The sequence below is a fragment of the Pantoea rodasii genome (genome assembly GCF_002095465.1).
GTDB classification, from domain to species: Bacteria; Pseudomonadota; Gammaproteobacteria; order Enterobacterales; family Enterobacteriaceae; genus Pantoea; species Pantoea rodasii.
This window is the reverse complement of the sequence record NZ_MLFP01000086.1, coordinates 37,364-58,591: the sequence shown is the minus strand read 5'-3', so window position 1 is coordinate 58,591 and position 21,228 is coordinate 37,364. Positions and strand designations below refer to the sequence as shown.

Annotated in this window: 15 protein-coding genes, 1 tRNA gene and 1 pseudogene; 9 read left to right on the top strand and 8 right to left on the bottom strand. The window is 53.5% G+C overall.

What is annotated here, in order from left to right; genetic code table 11:
* The gene (gene yejM, locus HA45_RS23675) at window positions 1-1,752 is read left to right on the top strand and encodes an LPS biosynthesis-modulating metalloenzyme YejM (RefSeq protein WP_100701073.1); all 1,752 of its coding nucleotides are present in this window, start codon (window positions 1-3) and stop codon (window positions 1,750-1,752) included.
* 72 nt (window positions 1,753-1,824) lie between these two features.
* Window positions 1,825-1,901: transfer RNA gene (locus HA45_RS23670), tRNA-Pro, on the top strand.
* Window positions 1,902-1,954: 53 nt separating this feature from the next.
* On the opposite strand, the gene HA45_RS23665 is transcribed toward HA45_RS23670, so the two are convergent.
* Window positions 1,955-2,476, bottom strand: a complete 522-nt coding sequence (locus tag HA45_RS23665; protein ID WP_244563531.1) for a GNAT family N-acetyltransferase — start codon at window positions 2,474-2,476, stop codon at window positions 1,955-1,957.
* 242 nt (window positions 2,477-2,718) lie between these two features.
* On the opposite strand from HA45_RS23665, the gene HA45_RS23660 reads away from it, so the two are divergent.
* A complete protein-coding gene (locus HA45_RS23660) occupies window positions 2,719-2,922 on the top strand; it encodes a hypothetical protein (protein ID WP_100701075.1) in 204 nt (67 codons plus the stop codon).
* A 79-nt stretch (window positions 2,923-3,001) separates the two neighbouring features.
* Window positions 3,002-3,727, top strand: a complete 726-nt coding sequence (locus tag HA45_RS23655) for a 4'-phosphopantetheinyl transferase family protein (protein WP_100701076.1) — start codon at window positions 3,002-3,004, stop codon at window positions 3,725-3,727.
* A gap of 153 nt (window positions 3,728-3,880) precedes the next feature.
* Here the strand turns inward: HA45_RS23655 and HA45_RS23650 are convergent, their stop codons facing one another.
* The 3 genes from HA45_RS23650 to apbE all read right to left on the bottom strand — a co-directional run bounded on the left by HA45_RS23650 (window position 3,881) and on the right by apbE (window position 7,313).
* Window positions 3,881-5,533 (bottom strand): multidrug ABC transporter permease/ATP-binding protein, encoded by a 1,653-nt coding sequence (locus HA45_RS23650; protein WP_100701077.1) that lies wholly within the window; start codon window positions 5,531-5,533, stop codon window positions 3,881-3,883.
* Window positions 5,534-5,618: 85 nt separating this feature from the next.
* Window positions 5,619-6,260, bottom strand: coding sequence for a DNA oxidative demethylase AlkB (gene alkB / locus HA45_RS23645; RefSeq protein WP_100701078.1), 642 nt, complete (start codon window positions 6,258-6,260; stop codon window positions 5,619-5,621).
* A gap of 15 nt (window positions 6,261-6,275) precedes the next feature.
* Complete coding sequence (gene apbE, locus HA45_RS23640; protein ID WP_100701079.1) at window positions 6,276-7,313, bottom strand: FAD:protein FMN transferase ApbE; 1,038 nt, start codon at window positions 7,311-7,313, stop codon at window positions 6,276-6,278.
* Between the two features lie 401 nt (window positions 7,314-7,714).
* Here apbE and HA45_RS27545 point away from each other — a divergent pair, with 401 nt between their 5' ends.
* Window positions 7,715-7,864 carry a hypothetical protein gene (locus HA45_RS27545; protein WP_167390563.1) on the top strand — a complete coding sequence of 50 codons (150 nt, stop codon included), beginning with the start codon at window positions 7,715-7,717 and terminating at the stop codon, window positions 7,862-7,864.
* A 4-nt stretch (window positions 7,865-7,868) separates the two neighbouring features.
* On the opposite strand, the gene HA45_RS23635 is transcribed toward HA45_RS27545, so the two are convergent.
* The gene (locus HA45_RS23635) at window positions 7,869-8,324 is read right to left on the bottom strand and encodes a nuclear transport factor 2 family protein (RefSeq protein ID WP_100701080.1); all 456 of its coding nucleotides are present in this window, start codon (window positions 8,322-8,324) and stop codon (window positions 7,869-7,871) included.
* Window positions 8,325-8,419: 95 nt separating this feature from the next.
* Here HA45_RS23635 and HA45_RS23630 point away from each other — a divergent pair, with 95 nt between their 5' ends.
* Complete coding sequence (locus HA45_RS23630) at window positions 8,420-8,974, top strand: TetR/AcrR family transcriptional regulator (RefSeq protein WP_100701081.1); 555 nt, start codon at window positions 8,420-8,422, stop codon at window positions 8,972-8,974.
* A 57-nt stretch (window positions 8,975-9,031) separates the two neighbouring features.
* Here HA45_RS23630 and ompC read toward each other — a convergent pair.
* Window positions 9,032-10,131, bottom strand: a pseudogene (ompC, locus tag HA45_RS23625) (porin OmpC).
* 910 nt (window positions 10,132-11,041) lie between these two features.
* On the opposite strand from ompC, the gene HA45_RS23620 reads away from it, so the two are divergent.
* From HA45_RS23620 to rcsB, 3 genes are read left to right on the top strand one after another with little or no spacing between them, the layout of a single operon-like run.
* A complete protein-coding gene (locus tag HA45_RS23620) occupies window positions 11,042-12,196 on the top strand; it encodes an MFS transporter (RefSeq protein ID WP_100701083.1) in 1,155 nt (384 codons plus the stop codon).
* A gap of 23 nt (window positions 12,197-12,219) precedes the next feature.
* Window positions 12,220-14,877, top strand: a complete 2,658-nt coding sequence (gene rcsD / locus HA45_RS23615; protein ID WP_100701365.1) for a phosphotransferase RcsD — start codon at window positions 12,220-12,222, stop codon at window positions 14,875-14,877.
* A 1-nt stretch (window position 14,878) separates the two neighbouring features.
* Complete coding sequence (rcsB, locus tag HA45_RS23610) at window positions 14,879-15,529, top strand: response regulator transcription factor RcsB (RefSeq protein ID WP_034825012.1); 651 nt, start codon at window positions 14,879-14,881, stop codon at window positions 15,527-15,529.
* 40 nt (window positions 15,530-15,569) lie between these two features.
* Here the strand turns inward: rcsB and rcsC are convergent, their stop codons facing one another.
* Together rcsC and gyrA are read right to left on the bottom strand one after the other, a co-directional pair.
* Window positions 15,570-18,422 carry a two-component system sensor histidine kinase RcsC gene (gene rcsC / locus HA45_RS23605; protein ID WP_100701084.1) on the bottom strand — a complete coding sequence of 951 codons (2,853 nt, stop codon included), beginning with the start codon at window positions 18,420-18,422 and terminating at the stop codon, window positions 15,570-15,572.
* 166 nt (window positions 18,423-18,588) lie between these two features.
* A complete protein-coding gene (gyrA, locus tag HA45_RS23600) occupies window positions 18,589-21,225 on the bottom strand; it encodes a DNA topoisomerase (ATP-hydrolyzing) subunit A (protein ID WP_100701085.1) in 2,637 nt (878 codons plus the stop codon).
* Window positions 21,226-21,228 lie beyond the last annotated feature (3 nt).

The window sequence follows — 21,228 nt, the reverse complement described above, 5'->3', positions numbered from 1 at the left end:
ATGGTAACCAACCGGCAGCGCTACCGCGAAAAAGTCTCCCAGATGATCAGCTGGGGGCACTGGTTTGCCCTGTTTAACATCATCTTCGCGCTGATTTTAGGCAGCCGCTACCTGTTGGTCGCCGACTGGCCCGCATCCCTGGCGGGCCGTATTTATGCCTATACCAGTTGGATAGGCCATTTCAGCTTTATCGTGTTCGCTGGCTATCTGCTGGTGATTTTCCCGCTCACCTTTGTGGTGATGTCTCAGCGATTGCTGAGGGTGCTGTCGGCGATTATCGCCACCACCGGCCTGACGCTGATAATGGTCGACAGCGCGGTGTTCAACCGTTTCCATCTCCACCTTAATCCGGTGGTGTGGGAGTTGGTGATCAACCCCGATCAAAGCGAGATGGCGCGCGACTGGCAGCTGATGTTTATCAGCGTGCCGTTGATTTTCCTGGTGGAGATGCTGTTTGCCACCTGGAGCTGGCAGAAACTGCGCAGCCTGAATCGGCGTTCGTTCGGTAAGCCATTGGCCGCGCTATTTATCAGCGCCTTCTTTGCCAGTCACCTGATGTACATCTGGGCGGATGCCAATTTCTATCGCCCGATTACCATGCAGCGCGCGAATTTACCGCTCTCCTATCCGATGACCGCGCGACGCTTCCTTGAACGCCACGGCTTGTTAGATGCACAGGAATATCAGCGTCGTCTGGTACAACAGGGCGATCCCGAAGCGCTTTCCGTGCAGTATCCGCTGAGTGACATTACCTTCCGCGACGGTGGCACACGCCATAACCTGTTGCTGTTGACCGTTGATGGTTTAAGTAATGACAACCTTGATAAAGCGCTGCCGTCGTTGAATCAGTTTGCCAGCGATAACGTGCGCTTTACGCATCACTTTAGCGCCGGTGTTCAGCCGGAAAAAGGCGTGTTTGGCCTGTTCTACGGCATCTCTTCCAGCTATATGGATGGCGTGCTCTCCGCCCGTATGCCTTCTGCGCTGCTGAACGCTCTGAATGCACAAGGTTATCAGTTTGGCCTGTTCTCCTCGGATGGTTTCAGCCAGGCGCTGTACCGTCAGGCGCTGTTAGCCGATTACAGTCTGCCAGAGGCGCAAACTCAGCCCAACAGCACCACGGTGAATCAGTGGCAGAACTGGTTGAACGGTCAGAAATCTGACAGCGCGCCATGGTTCTCCTGGATCGCGCTCGACGGTGTGACGGTAAATGGTGACAGCACGAAAGTGCGCCAGCGCAGCTATCTGCGTCAGGCCTCTGCTGTTGATGAGCAAATCGCGGCGGTGCTGCAAAGCCTGCAACAGCGCGATTTATTGAAGAATACCGTGGTGGTGATTACGGCCCAGCGCGCCGTCACGCTGGATAATGACGACAATCCAGGTAATCGCGCCACGCTTCAGGTGCCGTTAGTGGTGCACTGGCCCAACACGCCAGCGCAGACCATCGATCGTTTGACCGACCAGCAGGATGTGATGACCACGTTGATGCAGCGCCTGCTGCATACCCGCACCAATCCAGCCAACTATTCGCAAGGTGAAGATCTGTTTGCTGCCCAGCGCAGTCACAATTGGGTCGCGAGCAGCGAGGATGGCAAGCTAGTGGTGACGACGCCAACGGTGACGCTGGTGTTAAACAATAACGGCAGTTACAGCGCCTACGATGCGCAAGGGAATAAGCTCAAGGACCATAAGCCGCAGCTGGCATTGCTGCTGCAGGTGCTGACGGAAGAAAAGCGCTTTACCGCAAACTGATTAATAATGAGGCAGTTAAAACCTGCGCATATTGCAATCCCGAGCGGAACCAGTAGACTACTTTTCCACGTTCGGCACGTAGCGCAGCCTGGTAGCGCACGGTCATGGGGTGTCCGGGGTCGGAGGTTCAAATCCTCTCGTGCCGACCAAAATCCCAAAAAAAGCAGCCTCTATGGCTGCTTTTTTGCTTTTCTTAAGGTCGCTAGCCTTTATCACGCTGCGCCAGCCACTCTTCACGCGTCAGCTCCCAGGTTCCCGCCGGCAGTTCGCCCTCCACAAAAGTTTTGCGATAGGTCTCGACTAAACGCATGCCGGTGCGTTCTGAAATGCGCCGAGAAGCCAGGTTATCCATCGCCTTTGGCACGCGCAGACGCGGTTGTTCGAGGTCGAGGAACCAAAATTCAGTGACCGCAGCACAGGCTTCACTCATCAATCCCTGTTTCTGCCATTCAGGCACCAGCCAGAAGCCACGGCTATCTTCAGCACCCAAACGCAACGAGATCATGCCAATCAAGGTGTCAGGATCAGATCGGTGGCGAAGACTCCAGTGCCATGCCTGCCCTGCTCTCATCGCGGGCAGCGCCATGCCCTCGATATACTGGCGAGCACCCTCATCAGGATAAGGCCAGGGTACGGAACCGATCAGATGGCGCACAATTTCCCAGCGTGGGAAAACCTGCTGCACCTGTATCGCATCTTCACTTTGCAGCGGCTGAAGCAGCAAACGGGGGGGTCTCCAGATGGGGTATTTGCATGGTGTCCTCCTTGGTTAACCTTTTCACTCTTAGCGGAAAATGACCCACGCTGAAAGGTTTTCTGACAAAATTTCAGTCAGTTACCGAAAGCAATTAAAGCGGAGCGGGATCACATTTTTAGTCAAATATGACAGCATTTCACCAAATTGAAACAAAACTGTCATACAGTTTAATTACTCTAATCCTTCCTGTTTTTCGATGGACAACTATTATGGTCATCAAAGCAAAAAACCTGCAGGATGCGGAAGAACTCCTGCACTCAGGTATCAATAAAGTGGAACTGGCTTACGATATCGGCAGCGACGATTTCTTCCGCCTGGCTTCGCGCTGGTGCGACCGCGGCGCGCGCATCACCAAAGGCAATGAGCACTTTATCGTGCAGATTAAAGGCATGTCTATTCCGCCAAACCGTTAAGCATGGGTGAGCCCCTTTGGCTTGCTCTCCTCGCGGCTGACTGGTAAAACTAGCGTTTTACCCTCGGCCGTGATGCTTAATGTTTGCTTCTGAAATCCCACTTGTCTTGCCCCCCTCAACCTTTATCACCGCTGCGGCGATCGCGTCGTCTCCGCTCCCTATTGCCTGGTGCGCATTCAATCAGCAAAACTGGCACAGCGATCTGCATCAGCAATGGCAACTCCCACTGCCATCAGCGTTACACAACGCAGTGACCAAGCGCAAAGCCGAGCATTTGGCCAGCCGCTGGCTGGCGCAACAGATGCTGATGCGCTTTGATATGCCTGATTTTGTGCTGCGTAATGCTCCCGATCGCTCTCCCCTGTGGCCTGCAGGTATTCAAGCTTCACTGTCGCATTCACAACAGATTGCGGTGATCGCAGCAACGCAGCAGCCTTTGTGCATCGGGGTTGACGTCGAGCAAGTGATGGCAGAAAGCACCGCAGAGGAAACTGCAGAGATGTTGATGAGCGCTGCCGAACGTCAGCGGTTACACGCCACAGCATTGCCCTTCGCATCCGCCGCCACGCTGCTGTTTTCGTTAAAAGAGAGTTTGTATAAAGCGCTATGGCCACAGTTGCATCAGCCGATGGATTTTTTGCATGCGGAATTACTGGCGGTGGATGGGTTACGCGGCTGCGCCACTCTTAAACTGACGCAGGATTTTTCGCGCGACTTCAATATCAACACGCATCTGCAGGCACATTTCTGGCTGCAGGATCAACGCGTGATCACGCTGATTGCTCACCCGTTTCCCGGCCAATAAAAACCGGCTCAGAAATAGCCCGAGCCGGTGACAACACAAGACGACGGAAGTGTTCCAGGGAGACAGAGACGAGGAATCTCTGTTGAAATCCACCTTACCTGCCTGCCAACACTTTGCCCAATAAGGGTTTTCGCTAAGCTTTCCCGCCTGACGTTAATGACCGGTATCGGTGCGTTTCACCGCATCCAGCGTTGCCATCTCACGTTCATTGCCGGTCAATTCACTGAGCTGGCCTTCGCGCATCTCCAGTAATCGATCGGCATGCAGGAAGTAGTGATCATCGTGGCTAATGGCAAACACGGTTTTACCCGACTCCTGTAGCCACGGCAGCAATTCGCGATAGAAGATGCGACGGAAATGTGGATCCTGATCGGCCGCCCACTCATCCAGCAGCAGGATATCGCGCTCCTCGGCCGCTGCCAGCAGCAGCGCCAGTCGCTTGCTCTGGCCTTTGGACAGTTGCAGATTCAATACCTTGTTGCCCTGCAATTTCAATTTATCCTGCATCTTTAAGCGTTCCAGCCACTGCTGCACTAACGCAGGATTTGCGGGCTGGCCGCCGTGCGCGATCAGGCGGTCAAATAAGTGCACATCGGTAAACACCGCCGAGAAATGTTTACGATAAGCATCGAGGTTATGCCAGTCGACCACTTTGCCATCCAGCAGCAAGCTGCCGGACTGCGGCTGATACAGGCCAGTGAGCAGCATCGCCAACGTGGATTTGCCGCTGCCGTTGCCCCCAATCAAAAACACCAGCTCGCCGCGACGTAGCGTCATGTTTATAGGACCGACCTGGAAACCGTGCTCACCATAGTGGAAACAGACATCCCGCAGCTCCAGCGTTTGCCAATCACTCACCTGCGGCAGCGCTTTGAACTGCGCATCGTAAGGCGCAAGATCAAAGGTATTAATCTTGCGGAACGCCACCTGAGCACTCAGCAACGTGGGCAGCGCACCCACTGCAGCCAGCAGTGGCGTGCGCAAAAACAGCAGCGTCAATGAGTAAGTCGCCGCCACCGCCGTGTTCGCCCAGCCCAGCCCATTCGCCATAAAGAACACGATGCCAATGGCACCCAGCATCATGATATTTGACCAGTTAACCGCGCTGAGGTGGAAGGTATCGGCGCGGACGATGTGGTGGCGATAGCTTTTGGCGTTTTCCTGATACACGTTGTCGTAAATCTGCTGGGCGCGCTCACGGTTCAGCTGCAACTCTTTGCGCCCTTCAATAATGGTCTGGAAATCGCGGTAAAGATCATCTTCAACTTCACGCAGTTTCGCCATGTGCTGATACACGCGTGAGACCAGCAGCCAGCCACCAACCAGCGTGACCACCAACCACAGCGAGGTTATCAGCAGCATTTTCGGTGACAGCCAGGCCAAATAGAGCGCGGAACCCAGGGTAATGATGATGCCCTGAATCAGTTCCGGTAGCCGGACAAACGCGATGGTAATGGCGCGGACATCGCTGGTGAGGCCAGCCAAAAGCTGCGCGTTGCCGATCTGTTCGATGCGTTCGACGCGCGTGTCGAGAATACGTTTGATGAACTCGCCACGCAGACGCCAGACAAAATGGTGTCCAAGCTGGGTCAGGGCCAGCTGCGATCCCAGCGTCACGGCCATCAGAAGGAAGAGTTGGCCGAGAAAACCAGGCAGCACGGAAATGGAGGTGTTAACCGCAACGATCAGCTCGTTATTAATGTAGGCAATCAAGCCGATACCGAGCGCGGCACTTAACAATGTAAGAAGAATGACGCCAATAAAAGGCCAGCGATACTGGCGATACACCACATGCAGCAATGCCATTAACAGATTCCGAAGGTCAACCAAGCAGCCTGCAGTTTAATGGCGCACTGGACGATAGCAAGATTAATTCTCATTCACCGCGCCGTTAGTGGGCGCGGCGGAAAGTAAGGTTGTAACGGAAGGCACCGGCATCGGGATGGATACCCGGTTTGAGCGGCAGAATGCCGTGATAACGCAGCCGTGACGGGCCGCCCCACACCACGATATCACCGTGTTCCAGCAGCACGCGTTGCGTGGCATCTGCGCGGTCGAAACCACCAAACTGGAACACCGCTGGCAACCCTAAGGACACTGAAACAATCGGCTGACGCAGATCCTTCTCATCTCTATCCTGATGCAGCGTCAGTTTGGCGCCGGGTTCGTAGCGGTTGATTAAGCAAGCATCCGGGTTAAAGCCGGAAAATCCTGCTTCCTGAGCGGTATGCTGCGCCAAAGTGCGGAATAGCGCCGGCATCGGCGGCCATTTGTGCCCACTGGCGTTATCCTGTTCCGTGTATTGGTAGCCGCGTGAATCCGTCGACCAGCCTAAATCACCACAGTTGGTCATCGCCACCGACATGCGATGCCCGCCCGGCGTAATGCGATGGGCAAACGGATTCTGCGCGGCAATCTCATGAATCGCCGCCAGTAGCGCATCCGCGTCGTCACGAGCCCGGCGGCGTAAGATCACCGCCCCTTCCGCTAACGGTTCCTGCCATGGCGCTTCATCACTAAACAGATCCAGCATCTTCGCCTCCTGCCGTTATTTGCTTTCCTGATCGATCAGGAATGATTTGAATTGGGGCGACATCCAGTGCGTAAAGCCATCACCCTGTTTGCTGATCAGATAGACTGCCAAATGCTCCTTCAGTGCTAACGCCTGTGCCCGCTCGCTGCCTAGCACCATTAAACCGGTGTCCCAGCCATCGGCCTCTAAGGCGGTAGTGGCGATCACCGTAGCCGAAACCAGCTGATGTTCGATAGGACGCCCGGTCGCGGGATCGATCACGTGCGAGATGCGCTTGCCGTCCAGTTCATAATAGTTACGATAACTGCCGGATGTGCTGATGCCGTGCCCCTGTAAGTCCACGCGCGCTTCGACAGCGTTCTCACTGTCAGTGGGCTTTTGGATGGCGACGCGCCACGGCTGATGGCTGGCATTCAGGCCGCGACTCAACACCGCACCCCCCACCGACACCAGATAATCCGTTATCCCCTGCTGCTCCATCAGCCGCGCCAGATGATCGGTGGCATAACCTTCCCCCATGGTGGAAAGATCAACATTCAGCGCAGGCAGATCTTTTTGCAGCCACTGTCCGTCCGCCCGCTGAATCACCTGCAGGTGTTGTAAACCGGTCTGCGCTTTCGCCGCCGCAATCTGCGCCTCATCCGGCGTATGCGCGGGCTGTTTAGTGGGCCCAAAACCCCATAGATTGACCAGCGGTCCGACGGTAATATCCATCGCCCCGCCGGTTTTTTTCCCGATGCGTAATGCTTCCACCACAATATCCGCCATATCAGCACTCACCGGTTGCGGCTGAGTGCCTTGATATTGGTTGAAGCGCGACAGCACCGAATCCTTTTTCCAGGTGGAGAGTTCATGATCATCTTGATCAAGCTGCTGCTGAATGCTCTGTTGTAAGGCGGCTTTACGTTGCGGATCAACGCCGGCAAGACTAACGCGCCACACCGTGCCCATGGTTTTACCTTCCAGCACCAGCGCGGATTGGGGCGTGGGTTGATCGCAACCGCTTAAGCCGAAAGCTAACAGGCCAATTAGCAGAATATTCTTAACGCTCATCTCGTCCTCAACTGTAACGCCATAATTCATCTCATTTCAAAGCATAAACCGCTTGTAAAACAGGCTAAAGCCGCTTGAAGATCATCCATGGCTGTCTCAGGATGATGCGTTCCAGCACAATAACCGCACAGGAGCGACAGATGATTTTTATGATTCTTGCTGTATCCGCCGTTCTGTTTATCTTCGGTAGCTTCCGCGGCTGGCAGCATTATCGCCATCGCCTGATTCAGCACTATCCCTCGCGCAGACGTTAAATTTCTGCACCATGGAAATGTCACCCTGCACCGCTTCAGCGCTGGCGCAGTGTAACAAATGCCGCTAAAGGCGCGTGGCGCTGAGAGCGGTGAACTGGCATGAATTCTGCACTGTTTACTCTGAGTTGAACATGAGCGAGGTGCAGAATGGAAAAGACGAAAACACAAACCTGGCAGCATTGGCTGCGCTTCTCCGCGTTTACGCTGGCGGGCGTAGCAATGGAAGGTAGCGCGCCAACGACAAACACGTCGCTGGCGCCGGCACCTAAAGCCAAAAAATGGCGCCCAGTGCAGTAAAAGGTTACAGCCCCAAATCGCTAAGGCCCGGATGGTCATCCGGGCGTCTTCCCGCAGGCCAGTGAAACAGGCGTTGTGGCGCGGTTATCGGCAAGTCGTTGATACAAGCGAAACGCTGCACCATCAAGCCATCCGCCCCAAACTGCCAGTTTTCATTGCCATAGCTGCGAAACCAATTGCCGCTGTCATCATGCCATTCATAGGCAAAACGCACTGCCAGCTTGTCTTCATGCCACGCCCAAAGCTCTTTAATCAGGCGATAATCCAACTCTTTCACCCACTTGCGTTGTAAAAATGTCACGACATCAGCACGACCGTTAACGAATTCGCTGCGGTTGCGCCAACGCGTATCCTCGCTGTACACCTGAGACACACGCAGCGCATCACAGCTATTCCAGGCATCTTCCGCCATGCGCACTTTCTCTAAAGCCGTCTGTTGATTAAAAGGGGGCACCAACATAATGATTCTCCATTGCATGTAGACAGGTCTGTCTACTTGATTCATCCTGCCGGATGTAGACAATCCTGTCTACCTTAAATGACAGGAATTTACTGATGCTTGAACCTCTGGTCTTCGATGCCAGTGCCGCCGCGCGCGATCGTATTCTGCTCTGCGCACAGCAGCTGTTTTACCAACAGGGGATTCGCGCCACCGGTGTGGATAAGGTGATTGCCGCCGCGGGGGTGACTAAAGTGACCTTTTATCGCCACTTCCCGGCGAAAAATGTGCTCATTCTGGCATTTCTGCAAGCGCGTCATCAGCGCTGGATGGCCGCTTTTCGCGCTGGATTGCAACAGTCCGATGATCTGACCGCTGCCCTGCCTGCAACGTTGCTCAGTTGGTTTAACGATGCTGATTATCGTGGCTGTGCATTTATCAATACGGCCGCAGAATTAGGCGATACGTTACCGGAAGCGACTGCGCTGATCCGACAGCACAAACGGGAAATGGCACAGGCGATCGCCGAAAGGTTGCCGGCGACACTGCAAGTGAAAACCGCTCAGATTGTGTTGCTGGTTGAAGGTGCCATCGTGCAAGTGCAGATTGGGGAAGATGCAGAAGAGAGAGTTGAGGTATTGCGCAGTGCGCTGATGCAGTTGCTACCGTAGCAGCGGCACTGAGGCCGCCGAAGGGCGCACCGTGGTGCGCCCTACAACGTCTGCAACTTAGAACTGATAAACCAGGCCCAGTGCTACAATGTCGTCGGTGTTGATGCCGGCTGCATTGGTGAAGTTGTTGTCGTCCAGCAGGTTGATCTGGTAATCAACATAGGTCGACATGTTTTTGTTGAAGTAGTAAGTCGCACCCACATCAACATATTTTTCAGGTTCTGGTCGCCGTAGTTCTGCACATTACCGCGTGAAGAGACGAAGGCCAGTGATGGACGCAGACCGAAGTCGAACTGGTACTGTGCCACCAATTCCCAGTTGTCTGCGGTATCCGCATAACCGTATGAGGTCGCATCGCTTGAACCAAAGCGGGTCGCGTTATAAGAACGGGTGTACATCGCGGCCAGATACACGTTGTTCGCGTCATATTTCAGAGCGCCTGTATAGGCATCTGCTTTATCACCACGGCCCAGAATCGCACCAGTGTTTTGGTTGTTAGTACGGTCAGACTGGAACATCGCTGCACCAATACCGAAACCAGAACCGATGTCATAGGTGGTGCTCAGGCCATAACCGTCACCGTTCTCACCCAGTACATCACGTCCGGTGGTGGATTCGGTTGGGTTATCATTTTTGCCCTGATACTGAACGGCGAAGTTCCAGCCATCCACCAGGCCAAAGAAGTTGGTGTTACGGTAGGTCGCCATGCCGTTACCGCGCTGGAACATGAAGTTATCCGCGCCGTAGGTATCGCCACCGAACTCTGGCAGAACGTCAGTCCAGCCTGAAACATCATAGATTACGCCGTAGTTACGACCGTAATCGAATGAGCCGGCATCACCGAATTTCACACCTGCAAAGCCCACACGCGTAAAGCTGTTGGCGGTGCCTTCGCTTTCTGAGGTGTTCAGTGCTGCCTGGTATTCCCACTGGCCGTAACCGGTCAGTTGGTCGGAGATCTGAGTTTCACCTTTGAAGCCGAAACGCAGGTAAGACTGATCACCGTCTGAACCTGAGTTGTCAGAGAAATAGTGCAGACCGTCGACTTTACCGTAGAGGTCTAATTTGTTGCCATCTTTGTTGTAAATTTCAGCTGCGCTTGCTGAACCTGCTACCAGCAATGCAGGGATCATCAGGGAGAGAACGCGACGTTTCATTTTATTACCCTCTTTAATGTGCCTTTATTTATGCCACTGCGAACTGAACGATTAAAAATTCAGCCGGCAAGCCATTGTTATTTTATACGGGGCAATAATCTATCACGAAAATGATACTAAATTTCCAAAAGTGTTTCATTGTATTAAATAGTTATTTCTAAATGTAAATATAGCGGAACTAATAATCAGCACAGATCAACAAAAATACCGCACACATTGATAAACCAATTTTAACTCATTTAAAAACAACGTTTTAAATTGCAATTTCATGCCGCACTGAATGATAAAACAAAACGTCATTCAGCGCATACAATTACTCCCGCTATCATCATTTATTTCATTATTCCCTTCATTCACCCCGAATGAGTTGTTTTACCCTAATTCCCGCCGGACACGATTGTCCGGCATTTTTTTGCCTGCAATTTATCAGTGATGCGTAATTTTAAGTAAAGTTAGTTGATTGGGTTAAATTAACACTATCTTCCCTTCCCATTATTAGCTCTTTTTCGCACTTTTTGTTCAATCCTTAGCCTTAATCCGATAATGTTAATTTCTGTCCGCAACTAAGAAAGCTGGAATATTAACCGGTCCAAACAGCTCGCCATATCATAATATTTGTTTGCTCTATTTCAGTTGTTTAAGAAAAATCCCCCCGCTCATTTATTACCGAAGTTGACCTTAGGTTCTGCTTTTACGGCAAGGAAACGGGGCTTTTACCCGCATCAAAACGGCCTGCAGGCTGAAATCAACGCCAGGAAAGTTCTGGAAAAGCGTCACGCCTGGTCAAAACTCGGTAATATGCCTGTTTCTGGCATTCCTTTACGGCATACAAAACTGTTCTGACAGCGGTGTGACGCACGCTTTAATGCTAAACTTCGCCGCTTTGACGACTAATGAAAAAACGACTTTTATGACTGCACTGGACGCCGCACAGCACAACAATTTGCATCACCGTGTCAACATGGGAACCCGTATCGTCTTTCTGATCGCCGGATTGTGCATGTCGGCGTGGGCACCCCTTGTGCCGTTTGCCAGCCAGCGCCTGGCGCTGAGCGGGGCCTCACTCGGTGGACTGTTGTTGTGCCTGGGTATGGGATCGCTGGTGGCGATGCCGATTACCGGTGCGTTGATTGCCCGTGTCGGTGGCCGTCGGGTGATGATGTGCTCGACGCTCATCGTGTTAGCCATCCTGCCGCTGCTGACCCTGCTTAACCAGATGTGGCTGATGGCGCTCGCATTGATGATTTTTGGTGCCGGGCTCGGCATGCTGGATGTCGCCATGAATGTGCAGGCGGTTGAAGTTGAAAAAGCCGCGCGCAAACCGATGATGTCGGGTTTCCACGGCTTCTTCAGCCTCGGAGGCATCATTGGGGCCGGTAGCGTCAGCTTATTGCTGGCCAGTGGATTGACGCCATTGCATGCGGTCGCAGTAGTCATGGTGTTGATCGTGCTGCTGCTGATGGTCTGCTTGCCTACGCTGATGACGGAACGCCTGCATCAGCCCGATCAACCCTGGCTGGTGATCCCACGTGGCTGGGTCGCTTTCCTCGGCTTGCTCTGCTTCATCCTGTTTCTGGCTGAAGGTGCCGTGCTTGACTGGAGCGCCCTGCTGCTGTTGCAGAGCGCGCAGATGGACGTGGCTCACGCGGGTTTGGGCTATGCCATCTTCTCGGTGGCCATGACGATAGGTCGCCTGACTGGCGATAAAGTGATTCAGCGTTTTGGTCGTTATCCGGTGATGGTGACGGGTGCGCTGGCTGCGTCGGCAGGCATGACGCTGGCGGTTTTACTGCCGTGGCCGCAAGTTGCGCTGCTGGCTTTCCTGCTGGTGGGATTCGGCTTGGCCAATACCGTGCCGATGCTGTTCAATGCGGCAGGGAATCAACACGATATGCCGTCGAATCTGGCGATTTCTGCCATGACAACATTAGGCTATGCAGGTATTCTTTCAGGTCCGGCTTTAATCGGATTTATTTCCCAGTGGCTCAGTTTGAGTGGCGCATTTTTATTGATCGCCCTACTGCTGCTGGCCGTTGCCGCCAGTGCTCGCCTGGTGGCGCGCTAATCGCAGGATCCTGAGACACTATGCTGCCTTACAAATTTCCGCTCACCTCTGGTAACGTCACCCGCTTCTTTGTGGTGTTCAATCTGGTGCTATTTCTGGCGCTGGGTGCCATGGTGCACAACAGTGTCAACGCCTGGATAACCGAGAAACGCTACGCCATGACCGATTTGGCGCGCGCCGTGCAAAAACGCATTGATGCCTCTCGCTTCGCCACCTGGCAGATTTATGAAAATCTTGCCACCAGCGCCGCCGGTTCGGCACCCAATAGCAATCTGCAGGAAACCCGCCTGCGCCCGGATGTTTACTATCTGGAGAAGACGCGTCGCAAAACGGAAGCGCTGATTTTTGGTTCCCACGACAGCAGCACGCTGGATATGACCATGCGCATGTCCAATTACCTCGATACGCTGTGGGGCGCGGAGAATCCGACCTGGTCGATGTATTTCCTCAATGGTCAGGACAATAGCCTGATCATGATTTCAACGCTGCCGTTGAAAGACATGGCAACGCGTTACAAAGAGAGCGCCATCAATACGCTGGTGGATAGCCGCCGCGCCGAGATGTTGCAGCAGGCGAATGCGCTGGATGAACGCGAAAGCTTCTCCCCGCTGCGCCATTTTGCCTGGCAGAACGATCACTACTTTACGCTGCGTACCACCTTCAACCAGCCGGGCCACTTAGCCACGGTGGTGGCGTTTGATCTGCCGATTAACGATCTGATTCCACGCAGCATGCCGCTGGAGAACTTCCAGCTGATTCAGGATGCCACACAGTCTTCGAGCACCAGCACCGATGATGCCACCAGCGAAAGCACCCGCGTGACGCTGGCTAATCCTAATCTGGAGATTGCAGCATCGCTGCCGAGCACCTCGCTGCAGCTGGTCTACCGCGTGCCGCTCACCAGTTTGGCGCTGGATACGCTGCACAATTTGATGTGGCCGCTGTTGATCAATCTGGTGTTACTGCTGCTCTCGATTGCGGGCATTACCTTGCTCCGTCAGCAGTCGCTGCGTCCGAATGAGAACCAAAGCGCCGAGCTGGATTCGTTGCGGATGTTGAATGAAGAGATTGTCGCCAGCTTGCCGGTGGGTTTGCTGGTGTACGATTTCGCCACCAACCGCACCTTGTTGAGCAACAAGATTGCCGAACATCTGTTGCCACATCTTAATCTGCAAAAAATCATCAATATGTCCGATCAGCATCAGGGCGTATTGCAGGCCACCATCAACAACGAAGTGTATGAGATCCGCCACGCCCGCAGCGTATTATCGCCGCACACTCAGCTGTTTATGATGCGTGATCAAGATCGCGAGCTGCTGGTGAATAAAAAGCTGCAAAAAGCGCAGCAGGTGTTGGATCGTAATCATCAAATGCGCCAGCAGTTGATGCAAAACCTTGGACATGCCCTGAACCGCCCGCTGGAAGGCATGGTGGCGCAACTGGTGCAGCTCAGCCAGCGTGACGACGACGAGAGCGTGCTGGATCTGCTGGATGAGAGTCAGGGACTGGCGCGTTTGGTTGATGACATCGTCTTGCTGAATCGCCTGGAAGCCCATGACTGGTCGCCGGATGCCAGCGTGTTCAATTTGCAGGAGCTGCTGGACGAAATCGCGCTGGAAAGCCTGCCGCTAATGCGACGCAAAGGCCTGGCGCTGGTGGTGAATAACCATCTGGCCAACGATGAGATGCGCTTTGGCGATCGCCGTGCGCTGCGCAAAGTGCTGACCACGCTGATGCACTATGCGCTGACGACCACGCAGTGGGGCAAAATCACGCTGGAAATTAAGACCAACGAAAACAAACCTAACTCGGTGCTGTTGCAGTTGGTGGATACCGGTTCGGGCCTGAGCGTTGATGAACTGGCCAATGTGGATTTCCCGTATCTGGGCGAAACCACCCAGGATCGCTATGGCCAGGCATCTGGCATGGCATTTTTCCTCTGCAAACAGCTGTGCAAGCAGATGGGTGGCCAGCTTGAGATCATCGCCAAACCCGATATCGGTACGCGCTACAACATCCAGTTGCCGCTCGCATTAGAATTGCAAGGTGAGCAGGAAGAGAAGCTGCTGGAAGGCGTGACGGCATTGGTTGATATCGCCGTCGAAGATGTGCACAAAATTGTTTGCCGCCAGTTGGAAAACTGGGGAGCGAATTGCCTGACGTCTGACGAACGTTTATCAGGTCAGGAACATGATGTGCTGATAACAGACGATCCCGCCCGCCTGAATGGCTGGGCGCTGTTATTAGCCGGTGACGAAATGGGTCACCACGCGTTAAACGATCAGCAATACCGGGTCAATTTCAATCTCAGTAATGCGCTGCTTGACGCGCTGCTGGCGCTGATTGAAAAACAAATGGCTCATGATTTGATGGAGGAAAGTAGTGAAGATGAGGCTGCCACGCCGTTAATGAGCGGAGGCTATTTCCAGCTGTTTACTGAGACAGTACCGCCTGATGTGAAGAGACTGTATACTGAGGCAGCAGAGAAGGATTATCCCTCGCTTGCTCAGACAGCACATCGCCTGAAAGGCGTGTTCGCCATGCTAAATCTGGTTCCAGGTAAACAGCTTTGTGAAGAGTTAGAACAACACATAAAAGTATGTGACGATTTAACCATTATAAATACCACCAGTGATATTGACGCATACGTCAACCAACTGCTGCAGCAAGGTAACCCATAAGATGAATAACCTGAATGTAATTATTGCCGATGACCATCCGATTGTTCTGTTCGGTATCCGTAAGTCTCTGGAACAGATTGAATGGGTCAACGTTGTAGGTGAGTTTGAAGACTCAACAGCACTGATTAATAGCTTGTCCAAACTGGATGCCAACGTTCTGATCACCGACCTCTCCATGCCAGGCGAGAAATACGGTGATGGCATCACGTTGATTAAATACATCAAACGCCACTATCCGGATCTCTCAATTATCGTTCTGACCATGAACAATAACCCAGCGATCCTGAGCGCCGTTCTGGATCTGGATATCGAAGGGATCGTACTGAAGCAAGGTGCCCCGACCGACCTGCCAAAAGCGCTGGCAGCCCTGCAGAAAGGCAAAAAGTATACGCCTGAAAGCGTGGCTAAACTGCTGGAGAAAATCAGCGCTGGCGGTTACGGTGACAAACGTCTGTCGCCGAAAGAGAGCGAAGTTCTGCGTCTGTTCGCCGAAGGTTTCCTGGTGACTGAGATCGCCAAAAAACTGAACCGCAGCATCAAAACCATCAGTAGCCAGAAAAAATCTGCGATGATGAAGCTCGGTGTGGAAAACGATATTGCACTGCTGAACTACTTGTCTTCCGTGAGCGCGACTCAGGTTGAACGAGATTAAGAAGTAAAAAGGCGCACTTCGGTGCGCCTGTTCTGCTGAACTACCCTTCCCTGCTCTTTCTCACCCGATCTGCATAAGTTGCCAGCGTCACTTTCAACACATCAAGCGTAACGGGCTTGGATAAACAGTTATCCATACCGGCATCCATACAACGCTGCTTCTCTTCCGCCAATGCATTGGCCGTCACGCCAATCACCGGGAACGCATGGCCCAGCTGGCGTAAACGCTGCGTCAGGCGATAACCATCCATATTCGGCATGTTCACGTCACTCAACACGATATCAATATGATTGCGGCTCAGCACATTCAGCGCATCAACCCCGTCCTGTGCAGTTTTGGTTTGGTAGCCCAGCGTGCCCAACTGCTCGGACAGCAACATACGGTTGATTGGATGGTCGTCAACAATCAGCACCATAATGTCATCGTAATTTTCGGCAGCTTGCGGAGCCGCTAACGACAACGGCGTGCTGGTTTCACTGTCAATATTGATGCGATAAATGCGGCCCAGCAGCAAAGGTAAATCATGCAGCATGGCGCTGCTCTGCACCCACTGGCCCGGTGCCGTTTCTTGCGGCATATCAATGTGCTCACCGCAAATATGGATCTGCGCGCGCACCGGCTGCGATACCGTTTCCTGGTGGTCGCTGATGATCACATCATCACTGCTGGCACTGCCCTGATAACGGGCTATCGTAATGCCCTGCTGCTGCAGTAAACGCAGCAGGAAGACAGCAAGATAGTCGTTACGCATATCCAGCCAGATGGCTTTTTCCTGTAATCCATCCAGCAGCGGCGGCGCGGGCTGCTGCCCAGAGTAGATAGGAATACGAATGATAAACTGACTGCCCATGCCCGGCTCAGAGTCGACCTCAATATCACCGTCCATCATGTTGATCAGCTTTTCACAGATTGCCAGGCCCAGCCCGGTTCCCTGGAAGTTGCGCTGCACGCCAGAACCCACCTGGAAGAAGGGATCGAACAGACGTGTGACTTCTTTTGCCGGAATACCGACACCGGTATCGCGCACGCGGAAGGCTAAATAGCCATCTTTCACATAGGCATGGAGAATAATGCAGCCGGTGTGCGTGAATTTGATGGCGTTATTGAGCAGGTTAGAGATCACCTGCTGCAGACGCATCGGATCGCCATCCAGCGTCAGCGGCACATCGTTTTCAATAAATACATACAGCGTCAGACGTTTACGCACCACCAGCGACAGATAGTTGCTGGTAATGTGATTGACCACCTCACGCGGCGAGAACGGACGCGGCTCAATTTTCAGCTGCTCCGACTCAATTTTCGAGAAGTCGAGGATATCACTGATGATTTTCAGCAGCAGGCTCGATGAGTTGTTCATCGCCGTCACCAGCGATTCCACGCCTTTCGGCAGCGACTTGGTTTGTAGCAGGTCGAGGTTCCCGATAATGCCGTACAGCGGAGTACGCAATTCATGGCTGACGGTGGCAAGGAACATCGATTTCGACTGGCTGGCTTGCTCTGCCGCGTGTGCCATCTCCTGCAGTGATTGCTCCATGCGCACGCGCGCCGAGACATCCACCAGCACACAAATCGCCACATTTTCATTACGATAGCGCGAATGCACAAAGCTGATTTGCAAGTTGGTGTTGGTGCCGGTGAGGACATCGACAAAGTTGACCTGCTGCCCACCGATGATCTCATTCAGGCGCTGGCGATCTTCTTGCGTCAACAGCGTCAGATAGTTGTGCGCCAGCTCATTGCTGAGAATATTGGTGCCGTCGCTGGTGCGCAGAATACAGATGCCGACCGGTGCCGAGGCAACGATTTTACGGTTGAACTGCTCGTGTTCTTCCAGACGATGCGCATTGTCTTCCGCGGGCAGGAACATGCGGCGTTCAAATACCCACGCCAGCGTGAACAGGATCAGCGCGCTAAGGATGTTGAGCAACAGAGCATTGATTAACATCAGCTTGAGCTGATCCACCAACACGTCGGTTGACAGTGACCACACCACGTTGAGATTGGAGGGCGGCAGCGGTTTCTTCAGCACCAACTGGCGATAGCTATCCAGATAACCAAACCAGGTGCTGTCATCCGGCAGATCGTCAAAGGAGTAGCCGGGTCCACCGCGACGCGAACTCAACAGCGGACGGTAGTTCTCATCAGTGATGGTCGCAACCAGCGGTAGACCACCCGGCTGGATGAATTCATCGAGACGGATATTTTGTTCCACGCCCAGCAACGCTTGCAGCTTATTGGCGACATACACCGGCATCACCATGTAGAAATTTCCGACGCCGGGCTGGCTGCTCGGCGTAATCCAATACATAGGATTACGGCGTTCGTCTTCGTTGCCGCTGCGATAATGCATTACACGTTCTCGTAATGCCTTCAGGCTGCGTTCGCGATCGACCGAGTTGTTGTTGCCAATGGTGAAGTCCGCCAGGCACTGATTCTCTCCGCCAATAAAGAACACGCGGTTGAGTTCGTAAGCCGACGCGAAATTACTTTTCCAGTAATTAATGAAGTAGCTGAGCGAGTCGAGTGAGTTGCGCCAGGTGTTGCTCATCGAGGTGCAATCACCGTCAGAGAACAGCGGCGTAAATTGCGGCATGGTGCTTTTGCTGGTGGGCAGTCCATTCAATACATCCAGGCCGTTAGCACTGTTACTCAGGCGATTTTCGGTGATGTATTTTAGTTCTCGCATGACATCGGCTGAGTGGCGCACATACCACTCCGCCTGGCCGTAATTGGTCGCAAATTCCTGACGAACCGCGTTCTCTTTTTCATGCAGTACGTTGATGATGAAGAAGGTGGTCAGCAACGCACCCAGCGTCCAAAGCAGCAGCGCCAGCGCACGGAAAAGATAGCGCGAGATGCGAAGCGTGGTGCGAAAGGAGACGAGATATTTCAAAAGAGGCTCACTGGCGGCAAGGGGTTGTCAGGAAGTTGAAAAGCTCTCATACACTAGCTTTATCGGCCCTAAAAAGCCAGTTAGCGCGCGACTTTGGGAGTAAAACTCAGATAAAAAAACGGCAGGTCGGTTGCCCTGACCTGCCGTTGATCGTTACTGCTGCGGATTACTCTTCTTCGTCCGCTTCTGGCGCATCATCGCTGTCCACTTCCGGCGCGATATCTTCTTCGCCTTCCGCGACGCTGCCGTCGATGGCGTCGAGTTCTTCCTCTTCCACCGGCTCAGCGACACGTTGCAGACCGACAACATTTTCGTCTTCTGCGGTACGGATCAGGATCACGCCTTGGGTGTTACGCCCTACTACGCTAACTTCCGACACGCGAGTACGCACCAGCGTACCGGCATCGGTGATCATCATAATCTGATCGCCATCCACCACCTGTACCGCGCCAATCACTGGCCCGTTACGTTCGGTGACTTTAATCGAGATCACACCCTGAGTCGCACGCGACTTAGTTGGATATTCGCTGTTAGCGGTACGTTTACCGTAACCGTTTTGCGTCACGGTGAGGATCGCGCCCTCTTCACGTGGCACAATCAGCGACACCACTTTGTCGTTTTCAGCCAGCTTGATACCGCGGACACCGGAGGCCGAACGGCCCATGGCGCGAACCGCAGTCTCAGCGAAGCGCACCACTTTACCTGCCGCAGAGAACAGCATGGCTTCGTCGCCACCGTTGGTCAGCGCCACACCGATCAGCTCATCATCTTCACGCAGGTTGATGGCGATGATACCGGCGCTACGTGGACGGCTGAACTCCTGCAGGGCCGTTTTCTTCACGGTACCGTCAGCGGTCGCCATGAAGATGTTGAAGCCTTCCGTGTATTCACGCACCGGCAGAATGGCGGTGATACGCTCGTTGGCTTCCAGCGGCAGCAGGTTGACGATCGGACGACCGCGCGCACCACGGCTCGCTTCTGGCAGCTGATAGACTTTCATCCAATACAGACGGCCACGGCTTGAGAAGCACAGAATGGTGTCATGGGTGTTGGCCACCAGCAGACGGTCAATAAAGTCTTCTTCTTTAATACGTGCAGCAGATTTGCCTTTGCCACCACGACGCTGAGCTTCATAGTCTCTCAGCGGCTGGTACTTGACATAACCCTGATGCGACAGCGTCACCACAACATCTTCCTGAGTGATCAGGTCTTCGATGTTGATGTCGGCGCTGTTGGCGGTGATTTCGGTACGACGTTCATCACCAAACTGGTCACGCATCGCCACCAGCTCTTCGCGGATCACTTCCATCAGACGATCGGCGTTTTGCAGGATGTAGATCAGTTCAGCGATTTGATCTAACAGCTCTTTGTACTCGTCGAGCAGTTTTTCGTGCTCAAGGCCGGTCAGTTTCTGCAGACGCAGATCCAGAATCGCCTGAGCTTGCTGTTCAGTCAGGTAGTACTGACCGTCACGGATACCAAACTGCGCTTCCAGCCACTCTGGACGTGCAGCATCATCGCCCGCGCGCTCCAGCATGGTAGCCACGTTGCCGAGATCCCATGGCTGTGCCAACAGGCCCGCTTTCGCTTCCGCAGGTGTGGGTGCACGACGAATCAGTTCGATGATCGGATCGATGTTAGCCAGCGCAATCGCCAGGCCTTCAAGGATGTGCGCGCGGTCGCGTGCTTTACGCAGTTCGAAGATGGTACGACGCGTCACAACTTCACGACGATGGCGCACGAAGGCTTCAATGATGCCTTTCAACGTCATGATCTTCGGCTGGCCCTGATGCAGGGCAACCATGTTGATACCGAACGAGGTCTGCAGCTGCGTCAGTGAATAGAGGTTGTTGAGAACCACTTCACCCACTGCATCGCGTTTGACCTCAATGACGATACGCATACCGTCTTTATCGGATTCATCACGCAGGCCGCTGATGCCTTCAACACGCTTCTCTTTAACCAGCTCGGCAATTTTCTCGATCAGGCGCGCTTTGTTTACCTGATACGGGATTTCATTGACGATGATGGTTTCGCGGCCGGTTTTAGCGTCGGTTTCAATCTCACCGCGTGCGCGGATGTAAATTTTACCGCGACCGGTGCGATAGGCTTCTTCGATACCGCGACGACCGTTGATGAAGGCCGCAGTCGGGAAGTCCGGACCGGTGATGTGTTCCATCAAGCCTTCAACGGTGATGTCTTCATCTTCGATAAAGGCCAGGCATCCGTTGATCACTTCCGTCAGGTTGTGTGGCGGAATGTTGGTGGCCATACCCACGGCAATACCGGATGAACCGTTCACCAGCAGGTTAGGGATTTTGGTCGGCAGCACTTCAGGAATCTGCTCGGTGCCATCGTAGTTCGGCACAAAATCGACGGTCTCTTTTTCGAGGTCCGCCAGCAGTTCGGAAGAGATTTTCGCCATACGTACTTCGGTATAACGCATCGCTGCGGCGGAGTCGCCATCAACGGAACCGAAGTTACCCTGACCATCTACCAGCATGTAGCGCAGGGAGAACGGCTGGGCCATACGAACGATACTTTCGTATACCGCGGAATCACCGTGTGGGTGATATTTACCGATCACGTCACCGACCACACGGGCCGATTTCTTATAAGCTTTATTCCAGTCGTTACCCAGTTCGCTCATGGCAAAAAGCACACGGCGGTGCACCGGCTTCAGGCCATCACGCACATCGGGTAATGCTCGGCCAACGATGACCGACATGGCGTAATCAAGGTAAGAGTTTTTTAGCTCTTCTTCGATATTGACCGGTGTAATTTCTCTCGCAAGGTCGCTCATGGA

Coding starts and splice junctions, on each gene's coding strand:
- HA45_RS23650 (WP_100701077.1), bottom strand. CDS start 5,533: ATGGCATTGCTGCATGTGGTGTATCGCCAGTATCGCTGGCCTTTTATT.
- HA45_RS23660 (WP_100701075.1), top strand. CDS start 2,719: ATGGTCATCAAAGCAAAAAACCTGCAGGATGCGGAAGAACTCCTGCAC.
- apbE (WP_100701079.1), bottom strand. CDS start 7,313: ATGAGCGTTAAGAATATTCTGCTAATTGGCCTGTTAGCTTTCGGCTTA.
- yejM (WP_100701073.1), top strand. CDS start 1: ATGGTAACCAACCGGCAGCGCTACCGCGAAAAAGTCTCCCAGATGATC.
- rcsB (WP_034825012.1), top strand. CDS start 14,879: ATGAATAACCTGAATGTAATTATTGCCGATGACCATCCGATTGTTCTG.
- HA45_RS27545 (WP_167390563.1), top strand. CDS start 7,715: ATGGAAAAGACGAAAACACAAACCTGGCAGCATTGGCTGCGCTTCTCC.
- alkB (WP_100701078.1), bottom strand. CDS start 6,260: ATGCTGGATCTGTTTAGTGATGAAGCGCCATGGCAGGAACCGTTAGCG.
- HA45_RS23630 (WP_100701081.1), top strand. CDS start 8,420: ATGCTTGAACCTCTGGTCTTCGATGCCAGTGCCGCCGCGCGCGATCGT.
- HA45_RS23655 (WP_100701076.1), top strand. CDS start 3,002: ATGTTTGCTTCTGAAATCCCACTTGTCTTGCCCCCCTCAACCTTTATC.
- HA45_RS23620 (WP_100701083.1), top strand. CDS start 11,042: ATGACTGCACTGGACGCCGCACAGCACAACAATTTGCATCACCGTGTC.
- gyrA (WP_100701085.1), bottom strand. CDS start 21,225: ATGAGCGACCTTGCGAGAGAAATTACACCGGTCAATATCGAAGAAGAG.
- HA45_RS23635 (WP_100701080.1), bottom strand. CDS start 8,324: ATGTTGGTGCCCCCTTTTAATCAACAGACGGCTTTAGAGAAAGTGCGC.